The organism is Streptomyces sp. NPDC059679, from assembly GCF_042734105.1.
GTDB lineage: Bacteria > Actinomycetota > Actinomycetes > Streptomycetales > Streptomycetaceae > Streptomyces.
Window position 1 is genome coordinate 4,010 of sequence record NZ_JBHWES010000006.1, and the last position, 13,054, is coordinate 17,063.

The window sequence follows — 13,054 nt, forward strand, 5'->3', positions numbered from 1 at the left end:
ACTCGGAGCTGGTGGTGGCCGCAGAGACCAGCGAGAAGCGACTGTTTACTAAAAACACAGGTCCGTGCGAAGCCGTAAGGCGATGTATACGGACTGACGCCTGCCCGGTGCTGGAACGTTAAGGGGACCGGTTAGTCACATTTCGGTGTGGCGAAGCTGAGAACTTAAGCGCCAGTAAACGGCGGTGGTAACTATAACCATCCTAAGGTAGCGAAATTCCTTGTCGGGTAAGTTCCGACCTGCACGAATGGCGTAACGACTTCTCGACTGTCTCAACCATAGGCCCGGTGAAATTGCATTACGAGTAAAGATGCTCGTTTCGCGCAGCAGGACGGAAAGACCCCGGGACCTTTACTACAGCTTGATATTGGTGTTCGGTTCGGCTTGTGTAGGATAGGTGGGAGACTGTGAAGCTGTGACGCCAGTCATGGTGGAGTCATTGTTGAAATACCACTCTGGTCGTGCTGGATGTCTAACCTGGGTCCGTGATCCGGATCAGGGACAGTGTCTGGTGGGTAGTTTAACTGGGGCGGTTGCCTCCTAAAGGGTAACGGAGGCGCCCAAAGGTTCCCTCAGCCTGGTTGGCAATCAGGTGTTGAGTGTAAGTGCACAAGGGAGCTTGACTGTGAGACCGACGGGTCGAGCAGGGACGAAAGTCGGGACTAGTGATCCGGCGGTGGCTTGTGGAAGCGCCGTCGCTCAACGGATAAAAGGTACCCCGGGGATAACAGGCTGATCTTCCCCAAGAGTCCATATCGACGGGATGGTTTGGCACCTCGATGTCGGCTCGTCGCATCCTGGGGCTGGAGTCGGTCCCAAGGGTTGGGCTGTTCGCCCATTAAAGCGGTACGCGAGCTGGGTTTAGAACGTCGTGAGACAGTTCGGTCCCTATCCGCTGTGCGCGTAGGAGTCTTGAGAAGGGCTGTCCCTAGTACGAGAGGACCGGGACGGACGAACCTCTGGTGTGCCAGTTGTTCTGCCAAGGGCATGGCTGGTTGGCTACGTTCGGGAGGGATAACCGCTGAAAGCATCTAAGCGGGAAGCCTGCTTCGAGATGAGGGCTCCCACCTCTATAAGAGGGTAAGGCTCCCAGTAGACGACTGGGTTGATAGGCCAGATATGGAAGCCGGGTGACCGGTGGAGTTGACTGGTACTAATAGGCCGAGGGCTTGTCCTCAGTTGCTCGCGTCCACTGTGTTGGTTCTGAAGTAACGACCGACCGATCCACGCCATGGTTATGGTGGTGTGTGGTGTTGGTTTGTTTTCTTCATAGTGTTTCGGTGGTTATTGCGTTAGGGAAACGCCCGGTTACATTCCGAACCCGGAAGCTAAGCCTTTCAGCGCCGATGGTACTGCAGGGGGGACCCTGTGGGAGAGTAGGACGCCGCCGAACAATCTTTGATAAAAGCCCGGTTGGGAGCCAAGCTCCCAACCGGGCTTTTATCTTTTTCCCGTGCACCGCCCGAGTAGTCTGAGCGGCATGCGCTACGACCTGGTCATCTTCGACAACGACGGCGTGCTCGTCGACAGTGAGCCGATCTCCAATCGGCTCCTCGCCGCCTATCTGACGGAGTTGGGCCACCCCACCACCTACGAGGACTCCATACGCGACTACATGGGGTCGGCCATGCACCGGATCCATGAGCTGGTCCTCGAGCGCACCGGCCGCCGGCTGCCCGCCGACTTCGACGCGGCCTTCCACAGCCGCGTGTTCGACGCCTTCCGCCAGGAACTGGAGCCTGTCACAGGCGTAGCCGATGTCCTGGAGAAGTTGAACGCGGACGGCGTTCCGTACTGTGTCGCCTCTTCCGGAAGCCATGAGCGCATACGCGTCGCGCTGCGGAAGACCGGGCTGTACGGGCTCTTCGACGAGCGGCGCATCTTCAGCTCCGAGGATGTGGGGAGGGGCAAGCCCGCACCGGATCTGTTTCTGCATGCGGCGCGGACGATGGGGGTGCCGCCGGAGCGGTGTGCGGTCGTCGAGGACAGTCCGCTGGGTGTGCAGGCCGCCATCGCCGCCGGGATGGATGTATACGGATATACGGCGATGACGCCGGCCACCAAGCTCGCCCGCGCCCACGCCCGTTTCGCGAAGATGGCAGAACTTCCGCAATTGCTCGCCTGATCTCGCCTAAGAGAGCCTGGGGCCGTACGCTCCTCGGCCATGACAGATACGCGCCCGACCCCGCGGCTGCGGCACGGCCGGGCCTCGCTGGCCGTCAGTTTCTTCGTCCAGGGCGCGGTCTTTGCTCTGCTGGTGACCCGAATACCCGCGCTGCAGGACCGGTATGGGGTGTCCGACGGGCTGCTGCCCGCGATCCTCGCCGCGGTTCCGATCCTCGCGGGTGTGGGCAGCGTCGGGACGGAGCACCTGGTCAAGCGGGTGCGGCCGGGGCTGGTGCTGCGCTGGGCCCAGCCAGTGGTCTCCGTCGCGCTGCTCACGGCCGGGTCGGGTACGGCGCTGTGGCAGCTCGCCCTCGCGCTCGCGGTCTTCGGGCTCTCCGTCGGTGCCCTCGACGCGTCGATGAACATGCTCGGCGTCACCCTGCAGCATGCGTACGGGCGGAGCATCATGCTCGGCTTCCATGCCGCGTACAGCCTGGGCGGGATCGGCGGGGCGTCGCTGGCCTGGGCGGGCGCGCACTGGGATGTGTCGCTGCCGGTGCTGTACGCGCCACTTGTCGCGACGCTCGTGCCGGTCGCGCTGTTCGCCAGCCGCTGGTACGTGGATCGAGCGGGGCAACAGGATGCGGGGCAACGGGAAGCGGGGCAACAGGAAAAGGACAGGGAGCAGGAGAGCCCGGAGGACGAGCAGGCGTCCGCCGCCGTCAGCATGAAACTGCTGCTGCCACTCTGCCTGGTGATGTCGTTCGCCTATATCGGTGACTCGACGGTCTCCAACTGGAGTGCCAAGTACCTGGAGGACGTGCTGCACAGCTCCGAGCAGCTGGCCACGGTCCCGTACAACGTCTATATGGTCACCGCCCTTCTCGGCCGCACCTTCGGCGACCTCGGGGTGCGCCGCTTCGGCGCGGTCGCCGTCGTGCGGGTCGGCACCCTGCTCGCCTCGGGCGGGTTCGCGGTCGTCGCGGCGGCGCCCGGGGCGTGGGTGGGGATGCTGGGGTTCACGCTGCTGGGGCTGGGGCTGTGTGTGCTGGTGCCGCAGACCTTCGCGGCCGCCGGGCGGCTGTTCCCAGGGGCGTCGGACGCCGCGATCGCGCGCCTCAACATCTTCAATTACGTGGGCTTTCTGATCGGCTCCCCGCTCGTCGGCGCACTGGGCGGCGCATGGAGTTACCGGGGGGCGATGCTGGTGCCCATGGCGCTGGTGCTCGCGACGCTGTGGTACGCGAGGTCGTTTGCGCCCACTCCTGCCCGATACGGTGATGGACATGAGCGGTCGCGCACAGTTGATGTGGGATGAGGGTCTGACGGCGTACGACTTTGGCGCCGGACATCCGATGGATCCGGTCCGTCTGGCGTTGACCATGCGTCTGGTGGAGGCGTTCGGGCTCGACCGCACCGTCGAGGTGGTCGCGGCCAAGCCCGCCGGGGAGTCCACGCTGCGGCTGGTGCACCGCCAGGACTACATCGAGGCGGTGCGGCGGGCGTCGGCTGATCCGGCCTCGGCGGACGGCTCGTACGGTCTTGGCACCATCGACGATCCGGCTTTCGCCGGGATGCACGAGGCATCGGCGCTGATCGCCGGCCAGTCGGTCGCCGCGGCGGAGAGCGTATGGCGCGGGGACGCGCTGCACGCCGTGAACTTCTCGGGCGGGCTGCATCACGCGATGCCGGGCGGGGCCGCCGGGTTCTGTGTGTACAACGACGCGGCGCTGGCGATCGCGCGGCTGCTGGAGATGGGTGCGGAGCGGGTCGCGTACGTGGATGTGGACGTGCACCACGGGGACGGGGTGCAGGCGGCGTTCTGGGACGACCCGCGGGTGCTCACCATTTCGCTGCACGAGCACCCGAGGACCCTGTTCCCGCAGACCGGATGGCCGGAGGAGACGGGCGGGGAGCGGGCGCCGGGCGGTGCGGTGAATGTGGCGCTGCCGGCCGGGACCGGGGACGCGGGGTGGCTGCGGGCGTATCACGCGGTGGTGCCGGAGCTGTTGGCGGCGTTCCGGCCGCAGGCGCTGGTGACGCAGCACGGCGCGGATACGCATGTGGAGGATCCGCTGGCGCATCTGGCGGTGACCGTGGACGCACAGCGCGCGGTCGCGGAGAGCTGTCATGAGCTGGCGCATGAGCACGCGGACGGGCGGTGGATCGCGCTGGGCGGCGGCGGGTACGCGGTGGTGGATGTGGTGCCCAGGACGTGGACGCATCTGGTGGCGATCGCCGCCGGGCGTCCGGTGGCCCCGGAGGCGGAGGTGCCGGAGGAGTGGGGGCACGAGGTGTACCGGCGGACCCGGCAGTCGGCGCCGCGGCGGATGACCGACGGGCGGTCGCCGCAGTGGCGGGACTTCGGGGAGGAGGGGTACGACCCGGGGGACCGGCTGGACCAGGCGATCCTCGCGACCCGCCGGGCGGTCTTCCCCCATCACGGGCTGCTGCCCTGAGACGACCGGGCGCTGCCGTCCCGTAACGCCCGGCCCTGCCGTCCTGAACCACACGAGGTCCTGAACCACACGAGGTCCTGAACCACACGAGGTCCTGAACCACACGTGGTCCGGGGCTGACCGCGTTGGGCGGTGGGCCCCGGGCGCCGTTAGGCCAACCGTGGCAAGTCTCGGCGTTCTTCGGCCCGCGGTCGCGGTGATCCGTCAGCATCGATGACGTGCCCCGTACCGCCGCGCTGCGTGCGCATCTGCTGGCCGCGCGGCTCGCCGGGCCGGTGGCCACGAGCCGGGAGCGGAGCCTGCGCAGCTACCGGCTCTTCGCCGCGCGCGACCCCCGGGTGCTGATCGGTATCGAGCCCGAACATGACTGGTCCTTCCCGGAGTTACTTCGCCTCATGAGCGACAAATGCGGGGTTTCGGCCAATCCAGCACTCACCTCAGGTCAGGATGTGATCGATCCGGATCTGACCATCGCCGCGCTCGACGCCTTCGCGGAGCGGCTGGCCGCGGCCGCCGCCGTGGGCGCGCCGGTGCTGCTCGGGACCGGGCATCCGCACCGCCTCCTCGGGTTCTACGCCGCGTTGGCGGCGGCGCTCTCGGCGGCCGGCTGCTCTGTTCTCACCCCCGCGCAGAATAGATGTATCGACATAACGACCCAGTTCGGCGTACGCACCTACAACATCGTCTACGTACGAGGAGTCGCGATGGTGCGGGAACCCGGCGCGCGAAACGGGGCTCGCGACCCGGGTTGCCACAGTCATTCACCGCTCCCGGTTCGGGTGGCTCTCGGCTGTGCCGCCGACCGTGGCGGCCCCCTCCCCGGGTTGGTCATCGGGGACCACGGATGGGTCTGCGGGGCAGGTCAGCTGGGGTTTGAGGCCATCGGCCTGGCGGACGCGGACGACCCCGCGCCGTTCGTCGGCCAGGCGGAGGGGCGGGTGTCGGTGGCGGTTCCGCTTGACGACGCTGTGCGGTCCGCTTACTACCGACCGATTACTCGCTATGTACTCAATCGGGCGTGTCTGTCACAGTAGGCGTCCGATCGCTACTCCTCTTCCCCACTCGTATCACGCGCCCCTAATCTGGTGAGGAGCGCGCATGCGAGCAGGAGTCACCGGAGGGGAAGCCGGTGCCCGACATGTGCGGAAGGTTCAGGTGTGTCATGGCTGCTGGCGAAAGGCCTCTGAACGAGGTTCAGTTTCTGACCGTGGCGGAAGTCGCCTCGGTGATGCGAGTGTCCAAGATGACCGTGTACCGCTTGGTGCACAGCGGTCATCTGCCGGCGATCCGGGTGGGCAGGTCCTTCCGGGTCCCAGAGCAGGCGGTTCATGAGTATCTCCGCGAGTCCTATGTGGGGGTGGAGTCCGCCTAGGCCCGGAACGGGCCTGACGGCAGGGCCCAGGGCGCCCCTCGGATTACGCGCTTCGCTCGGCGCCGGGTAGGCTGGCCCGATGTAGGTCGTGTGGGCTCGGACGCCCCGCACCGAGTGAATCGAAGTGAGCGAGGGTAGTCGTGGGCTCTGTTATCAAGAAGCGGCGCAAGCGGATGGCGAAGAAGAAGCACCGCAAGCTGCTCAAGCGCACGCGCGTCCAGCGTCGCAACAAGAAGTAAGCAAGCGACGCTGTGTTCGTCCCGCAGCCCTTCCACCGTCGGTGGGAGGGCTGCGGCGCGTGCACACGGGGCGTTCCCAGCGCCGCCGGGCCCTCGTCCTAAAACCTCGTAACGTGCGGCGAGTGGTCATCACAGGGCAACATCCAGCGGCTACGGTGTTCGCCTCGGCCCAGCTCGCACGAGGGTGGGAAGGAAGGCGCTGATCTTGGGAAAGGTCGTGCTCGTCACCGGAGTCGCACGCCGCCTGGGGGGCCGCTTCGTACGGCGCATACAGCGCGAGCCCGATGTCGCCCGGGTGATCGGCGTGGACGCCGTCACCCCCGAACACCACCTCGGCGGGGCCGACTTCGTACGTGCGGACATCCGCCACCCCGCGATCGGGAAGCTGCTCGCCGAGACCGGCGTCGACACCGTCGTCCACATGGACATCAACGGCACCCCGCTCGGCGGGCGCGGCAGCCGCACCTCGGTCAAGGAGACCAACGTCATCGGCACCATGCAGCTGCTCGGCGCGTGCCAGAAGGCGCCGTCCGTCCAGCGGCTCGTGGTCAAGTCCAGCACCAATGTGTACGGCTCCGCGCCCCGCGACCCCGCCGTCTTCAGCGAGACCACCCCGCCCAAGTCGCTCCCCAGCGGCGGCTTCGCCAAGGACGCCGTCGAGGTCGAGGGGTATGTGCGCGGCTTCGCCCGGCGCCGCCCCGATGTGGCGGTCTGTGTGCTGCGTTTCGCCAACATCCTGGGGCCCTGCGCGGACTCGCCCCTCGCCGAGTACTTCGCGCTGCCCGTGCTGCCCACTGTCATCGGCTACGACCCGCGGCTGCAGTTCGTCCATGAGGAAGACGCCATCGAGGTGCTGCGGATCGCCGCTTCCGAGCCGTCCCGGGGAACGCTCAACAGCGGCACCTTCAATATCGCGGGCGACGGTGTGCTGCTGCTCTCACAGGCCGCCCGGCGGCTCGGCCGCCCGACGCTCCCGCTGCTGCTGCCGACCCTGAGATGGGCCCGTACCGCGCTGCGCTCCGTCGCGATCACCGACTTCTCGCCCGAGCAGATCCGGCTGCTCACGCACGGCCGCGTCGTCGCCACCAATCAGATGCGCGAGACGCTGGGCTTCGAGCCCCGATACTCCACGGCCGGCGCCTTCGCCGACTACGCCCGCAGCCGCGGGCCCGGGCTGCTCCCGCCCGAGACCCTCGCCCGTACCGTCGACCGGCTCGCCGGGCTGCTGCCCGCCCGCGGCGCCGCCCAGAATTGAGGAGCGCAACCACCATGGCGGATGCCAAGGTCATTCCGTTCGGTGAGGAGCCGCGGTCCCGGCGCAAGGGTCAGCGGCAGGGGCGTACGCACCGGGCCGCCCAGGGCCCGCTCAAGCCCGTGCCGCAGCAGCGCGACGAGGAGCGCGACCAGCGGGCGGAGACGCTTGCGGCGGCCGCCGCGACGCCGCCGCTGCCGCCCCACGACCCGCCGGGAGGCGGCGCCCCCGCCGGCGGCTGGGAGCGGCGGCTGGCGCACGGCCTGAGCTTTCTGCGCCGCCGGGTCACGGGGGAGTACGAGGTCGACGACTTCGGCTATGACGAGGACCTGACCGACCAGGTCCTGATGTCACTGCTGCGCCCGATGTACGAGAAATACTTCCGGGTCGAGGTGAAGGGCATCGAGAACATCCCGGACAGCGGGGGCGCGCTCGTCGTCGCCAACCACTCCGGGGTGCTGCCGCTGGACGGGCTGATGCTCCAGGTCGCGGTCCACGACCACCACCCGGCGGACCGCCATCTGCGGCTGCTCGCGGCCGACCTGGTCTTCGTACTGCCGGTCATCAACGAGCTGGCGCGCAAGCTCGGGCATACCCTGGCGTGCGCCGAGGACGCCCAGCTGCTGCTGGAGCGCGGCGAGGTGGTCGGGGTGATGCCGGAGGGCTTCAAGGGGATCGGCAAGCCGTTCTCCGAGCGGTACAAGCTGCAGCGCTTCGGGCGGGGCGGCTTTGTCTCGACGGCGCTGCGCGCCGGGGCGCCGATCGTGCCGTGCTCGATCGTCGGTGCCGAGGAGATCTACCCGATGATCGGGAACGCGAAGACGCTGGCGCGGTTGCTGGGCTTCCCGTACTTCCCGGTCACACCGACCTTCCCCTGGCTGGGGCCGCTCGGCGGGGTGCCGCTGCCGACGAAGTGGACGATCCAGTTCGGTGAGCCGATCCCGACGGACTCGTATCCGCCGGAGGCGGCGGACGACCCGATGCTGATGTTCAACCTGACCGACCAGGTGCGCGAGACGATCCAGCACACGCTTTACAAGCTGCTGGTGCAGCGGCGGTCTGTCTTTTTCTGAGCGCTTTCTCAGGCGGCGCCCGCGTTCCGTGTGGAACGCCGGGCGCCGCCTCCGTCGTGCGCGCCCCTACTTCCCGTCGCCGTCGATGCCGAGGCCCGGCAGCAGGTCGGGCAGCAGCGGCGGGATGGTGATCTCCGGCTGGGTCGGCTTGGTGCCCGGGTCGCCCTTGCCGGAGGACGGGAGCGGGGTCGGCTCGCCCGTCGGCGGATCCAGCAGGTCGCCGGCGCCGCCGATGAGGCCGCCGTCCTCGAGGTGGGACGGCGCCGAGGGGTGCGGGCGGGTGTCGTCCCCGCTGGGGCGGGGGGCGCTCGGCGTGGTCACGGCGGGCGCCGGAATGTTGGAACCGCCCGTGGTGGTCTGCTCGGGTGGCTCGACCACCGAATGACCGGTGTTGTCCCGGCCGTCGCGGGAGGAGGGCAGCAGGGACTGCAGCGGACCGACCTCTTGGTCTATGGCGTCGAACACCGAGCTCACCTCGTCCCCCACGTCCATGAGCTGGACGGGCAGCTTCTCGCGCAGCCGGGACCAGCCGTCGCGGTGGGAGCGGGAGAAGGACGACAGCGTCCGCATGGGGCCGAGCGAGCCGTCCCGCTCATAGACCTTGTGCAGCAGCCGGTGGCCCTCGGAGGCGTCATGGCGCATCCCGGCGAGGGTCTTGCGGATCTCGCTCAGCGATTCGTGGTCCAGGTCGCCCGAGCGGCCCCGCTCCATCAGCCGGCGCGCCTCGCTCATCCGGGTCGACGCCTGGTCCAGATACAGCCGGCCGCGGTCCGCGTCGTCGTCGGCCATCTCGAGCTTCAGATCCTCTATGCCGCGCTTGAAGCCATAGAGGGTGTCACCGGGCAGGGCGTCGGAGCTGGCCGCGGCGACGCCGCCGAACGCGCCCGCCGCCACCCCGACCGTGAGCCCTCCGGCGGCCAGCCCCTTGGACCAGCGGGAGCGGGGGCGCAGTCTGCTGAGGGGGGTCGCCCGGCGGGCGCGGGGCGGCCGCTGCCCGGGCACCTGGGGCGCGCCCTCGGCGAAGGCCGCTTCCATGGCGGCGACCAGCTGGGCCCGCTGGGTGACCCGGACCTCGGGATCCAGCTTCGGTGCCGGCAACTCTCCGAGCCCGCTCGTCAGGGCCAGCAGCCGTCTGTGCTCCGCGCTGTCGGCCGAAGAGCCGGGCTGCTCGGCGCCCGCCGCGCCCTGGGAATCCTGGCGGCTGTCCTTCTCCAGGGCCTCCAGGGCCTCCAGGGCCTTGGCGAAGGCGTGAGCCCGCCGGTGCGCCGATACGTTCGCGATCACAGGCGGCACCTCCTCTCATCATGACGGTCCACTCCCCAGGACACCTGGAAGGTTGCACGCCGCATGCCTTTCCACCCGAACGAGTGGGGTGTCTGTGGAAGGACGTGACCGCAAGGAGCCTGCATCCTCCTCAACGAGCGGCGCAGCACCAGGGTTACGCCCTCCCGATGATCGGACGGGACGTGGTGGCGCCGCCACCGAGGGTCAGCGGGCGTCCTCGGGGAGGAGCCGGGCCAGGGTACGGACGGCCCGGTACTGGAGGGTCTTGATCGCGCCTTCGTTCTTCCCCATGACGCGGGCGGTCTCGGCGACGGAAAGGCCCTGGAGGAAGCGCAGCGTCACGCACTCCTGCTGCTGCGGGTTGAGCTTGCGCACGGCCTGCAGCAGCGCGGCGTTGGAGAGGGATTCCAGGACGGAGTCCTCGGGGGAGCGCTCGACCTCATTGGCGTCGAGCATCTCGCCGGTGGTGACCTCCAGCCGGAAGCGGCTGGATTTGAAGTGGTCGGCGACCAGATTGCGGGCGATGGTCACCAGCCAGGCGCCGAAGTCACGGCCCTGCCAGGTGAAGGTGCCGATGCGGCGCAGCGCCCGCAGGAACGTCTCGCTGGTGAGGTCTTCGGCCGTGGCCCGGCCGCCTACGCGGTAGTAGATATAGCGGTAGACGGTGTCGGCGTACTGGTCGTACAGCCGGCCGAAGGCCTCGGCCTCACCCGCCTGGGCGCGCTCGACGAGGTCCATCATGCGGCGGCTGTCGCTGTCCGCGCCTGGACGGCGGGCGGTGGACGTGCCGCCGCGGGAACGTCTGCCGACCGCCGCGCCGCCGTCGGCCAGGGCATAGCAGGAGCTGGCGGGGCCGGCCGCGCCGTCGGTGCCGACAGCGCCGACGGGCACGGGTGTGGCGAGGGCGGGGACGGCATACGCGGTGGGGACGAAGCCGCGCAGACAGTCGAGGACCGTTGCGCGCAGCGTAGCCAGGCCCGAGGCGTCAACCCCGACGTGTGGGTACACGGGACTCCCAGAGGCAGAGCTTCCATCACGTGCAGTACGGGACCGTTCACCCGCCGTAGGGACGCGTGGGTACCGATTTGCGTCTAAGGAGAATAACGCTTCGTACAGGCAACGCTACACCCAGTTGTCCAAATCATCGTTTCAGTCTGCTCCGTTATGGGTTGATGACCGATCAAGTATCGAATGCAGTAGGGCTCTTGACCGGTAAGTGTCGGGGTCTGCGCGATTTCGTGGCGTGTTGTGCAAAAGAGGCGGTAAGAGGGCAGGCCGGGGCCTTGTGGGTCGGGAAACCGGGATTGACCGGCCGGGCGCGGCCGTGGTCAGCCGATGACGCTCCGGGGGCGGGGTGGCGCGCCGGGGGCCGTCATCACGGACGGTCATCGCCCGGCGCTAGTGGTCGGGTGTCGGCGCAAGCGGTCAAGGGTGAAGGTCGAGGCCGCAGGGTGACGGCAGGCGGCTGGGCGACGCTCCGTGGCGCCTCTGTGCCACGCGGCGGAGCCGCATATCGAATGCGGCCTGTGGCTCTGCGTGGTGTCTGTGTGCCGCGCCGCGTCAGCCGCGCGGTGTCGGAAGCGGGGGTGTCAGAAGCGGAGGTGTCAGAAGCGGAGGTGTCAGAAGCGGCGGCGGCGGTGCAGGGCCACGGCGGCCGCCGTGCCGCCCGCCACCGCGCCGACCCCGGCCGCCGCCGGGATGCCGATCTTGGCGGCCTTGCGGCCCGTACGGTAGTCGCGCAGCCGCCAGCCGTGCTCGCGGGCGTGCTTGCGCAGCCGCCCGTCCGGGTTCACCGCGTACGGATGGCCGACGATCGACAGCATCGGAATGTCGTTCGAGGAGTCGCTGTACGCGGCGCAGCGCGACAGGTCAAGGCCCTCGGCCGCCGCCAGCGCCCGTACCGCCTCGGCCTTGGCCGGCCCGTGCAGCGGCTCACCGACCAGCTTGCCCGTGTACACCCCGCCGACCGACTCGGCCACGGTGCCGAGCGCACCGGTCAGGCCCAGCCGCCGGGCGATGATCGTCGCGGTCTCCACCGGGGCGGCGGTCACCAGCCAGACCCGCTGTCCGGCGTCGAGGTGGGCCTGGGCGAGGGCGCGGGTACCTGGCCAGATGCGGTCGGCCATGTACTCGTCGTAGATCTCCTCGCCGATCGTCATCAGCTCCGAGACCCGGTGGCCCTTGACGATGGACAGGGCGCTGCTGCGCACGTCCTCCATATGGGCCGGGTCCTCGACGCCGGCCAGCCGGAACCAGGTCTGCTGCCAGGCGAAGCGGGCCAGCTCGCGCTTGCGGAAGAAATGGCGCTTGTAGAGGCCGCGGCCGAAGTGGAACAGAGCGGCGCCCTGCATGACCGTGTTGTCCAGGTCGAAGAAGGCGGCCGCCCGCTCGTCCCCGACGACGGGGAACTCCGGCTCGGGGGCCTCGGGGGGCGGGGGCGTCTGGGCCGAGGACTTGCGCGCGGCCTCGGCCGAGGCTTCTCCGGCGAGGACGCTCGCTTCGGTGGCGAGGTGTCGACGACGGGTGAACCATCCCAATGCGGCCATGGGCTGAGCATAGCCAGCCATTCCCCGCATCCCGTTACGGCCGGGTGTCGGGACGATTCAGCCGCGCCGACTTCCCGGATACGGAACGGGTCCGGAAGGGCTGCGGAAGGGCCGCGGAGCAGCCCGGGGCGGGGGCGGGGCGCGGGCGCTCGCTCAGCCGCGCAGCGCCTTCCGGAGCCGATCCGGGTTCACCCGCCAGAAGTCGTGCTGTGCGCCGTCGACGAGGACCACGGGGATCTGCTCCCAGTACTTGCGGTAGAGCTCTTCGTCCTGGGTGATGTCCTTCTTCTCCCAGGACGCGCCCAGCTCGCCGCAGACCTTCGCGACCACGGCCTCGGCGTCCTCGCACAGATGGCAGTCGGGCTTGCCGATCAGGGTGACCGTGCGTTCGGCGGGGTTCTTGCGCGGGGTGCGGCGCAGCAGCGGGCTCATGTCCGCCATTGTGCCCCGCGCCGTCGATTACGATCGAGGGCGATTTGTTGCTGTCTGTGCTGCTGCCCTGTGGGGCAAGCGGTGAGGAGTGAGGGCCCGTGCTCCCGTCGGCGTCCCGGCCGTGCGGATGTGACCGCCGGGAACGGTGTGACACCCGTTGCGGTTCCACGAGCAGGTCGAATGGATGCGTGACACCGGTCACTTTGCTCGGACAAAGCGGACACCATCTTTGTGCACGCGTTCACAAAGACATAGCCTGCTGTCGATGGGGACGTCCTGAAACATACGGAC

At 68.7% G+C, this 13,054-nt stretch carries 12 protein-coding genes and 2 rRNA genes (1 of these 14 only partly in view); 10 read left to right on the forward strand and 4 right to left on the reverse strand.

Annotated elements, in window-relative coordinates; translation table 11 throughout:
- The 10 genes from ACFV2X_RS09245 to ACFV2X_RS09290 all read left to right on the forward strand — a co-directional run.
- Positions 1-1,177: ribosomal RNA gene (locus tag ACFV2X_RS09245) — 23S ribosomal RNA — on the forward strand (it extends 1,752 nt beyond the left edge of the window).
- Positions 1,178-1,276: 99 nt separating this feature from the next.
- Positions 1,277-1,393, forward strand: a 5S ribosomal RNA gene (gene rrf / locus ACFV2X_RS09250).
- Between the two features lie 87 nt (positions 1,394-1,480).
- The gene (locus tag ACFV2X_RS09255; RefSeq protein ID WP_385613503.1) at positions 1,481-2,125 is read left to right on the forward strand and encodes an HAD family hydrolase; all 645 of its coding nucleotides are present in this window, start codon (positions 1,481-1,483) and stop codon (positions 2,123-2,125) included.
- Between the two features lie 39 nt (positions 2,126-2,164).
- Positions 2,165-3,424 (forward strand): MFS transporter, encoded by a 1,260-nt coding sequence (locus ACFV2X_RS09260; protein WP_385613506.1) that lies wholly within the window; start codon positions 2,165-2,167, stop codon positions 3,422-3,424.
- Positions 3,393-4,565, forward strand: coding sequence for an acetoin utilization protein AcuC (locus tag ACFV2X_RS09265; RefSeq protein ID WP_385613508.1), 1,173 nt, complete (start codon positions 3,393-3,395; stop codon positions 4,563-4,565). The genes ACFV2X_RS09260 and ACFV2X_RS09265 overlap by 32 nt, the downstream gene beginning before the upstream one ends.
- A gap of 218 nt (positions 4,566-4,783) precedes the next feature.
- On the forward strand, positions 4,784-5,599 hold the full coding sequence (locus ACFV2X_RS09270; RefSeq protein ID WP_385613510.1) for a phosphatase: 816 nt from the start codon (positions 4,784-4,786) through the stop codon (positions 5,597-5,599).
- Positions 5,600-5,727: 128 nt separating this feature from the next.
- Positions 5,728-5,937, forward strand: a complete 210-nt coding sequence (locus ACFV2X_RS09275) for a helix-turn-helix domain-containing protein (protein ID WP_014053989.1) — start codon at positions 5,728-5,730, stop codon at positions 5,935-5,937.
- A 140-nt stretch (positions 5,938-6,077) separates the two neighbouring features.
- Positions 6,078-6,176, forward strand: a complete 99-nt coding sequence (locus ACFV2X_RS09280; RefSeq protein ID WP_003948845.1) for a 30S ribosomal protein bS22 — start codon at positions 6,078-6,080, stop codon at positions 6,174-6,176.
- A gap of 205 nt (positions 6,177-6,381) precedes the next feature.
- On the forward strand, positions 6,382-7,431 hold the full coding sequence (locus ACFV2X_RS09285; RefSeq protein WP_385613512.1) for an NAD-dependent epimerase/dehydratase family protein: 1,050 nt from the start codon (positions 6,382-6,384) through the stop codon (positions 7,429-7,431).
- Between the two features lie 14 nt (positions 7,432-7,445).
- The gene (locus ACFV2X_RS09290) at positions 7,446-8,501 is read left to right on the forward strand and encodes a lysophospholipid acyltransferase family protein (RefSeq protein ID WP_385613514.1); all 1,056 of its coding nucleotides are present in this window, start codon (positions 7,446-7,448) and stop codon (positions 8,499-8,501) included.
- Positions 8,502-8,567: 66 nt separating this feature from the next.
- On the opposite strand, the gene ACFV2X_RS09295 is transcribed toward ACFV2X_RS09290, so the two are convergent.
- The 4 genes from ACFV2X_RS09295 to ACFV2X_RS09310 form a co-directional block, all read right to left on the reverse strand.
- On the reverse strand, positions 8,568-9,785 hold the full coding sequence (locus ACFV2X_RS09295) for a DUF5667 domain-containing protein (protein ID WP_385613517.1): 1,218 nt from the start codon (positions 9,783-9,785) through the stop codon (positions 8,568-8,570).
- 204 nt (positions 9,786-9,989) lie between these two features.
- Entirely contained in the window at positions 9,990-10,793 is an 804-nt protein-coding gene (locus tag ACFV2X_RS09300) for an ECF subfamily RNA polymerase sigma factor, BldN family (RefSeq protein WP_358630737.1), read from the reverse strand.
- Positions 10,794-11,404: 611 nt separating this feature from the next.
- Positions 11,405-12,331, reverse strand: a complete 927-nt coding sequence (locus tag ACFV2X_RS09305) for an HAD family hydrolase (protein ID WP_385613519.1) — start codon at positions 12,329-12,331, stop codon at positions 11,405-11,407.
- Between the two features lie 153 nt (positions 12,332-12,484).
- Entirely contained in the window at positions 12,485-12,763 is a 279-nt protein-coding gene (locus ACFV2X_RS09310; protein ID WP_089509882.1) for a glutaredoxin family protein, read from the reverse strand.
- Between the last annotated feature and the right edge of the window lie 291 nt (positions 12,764-13,054).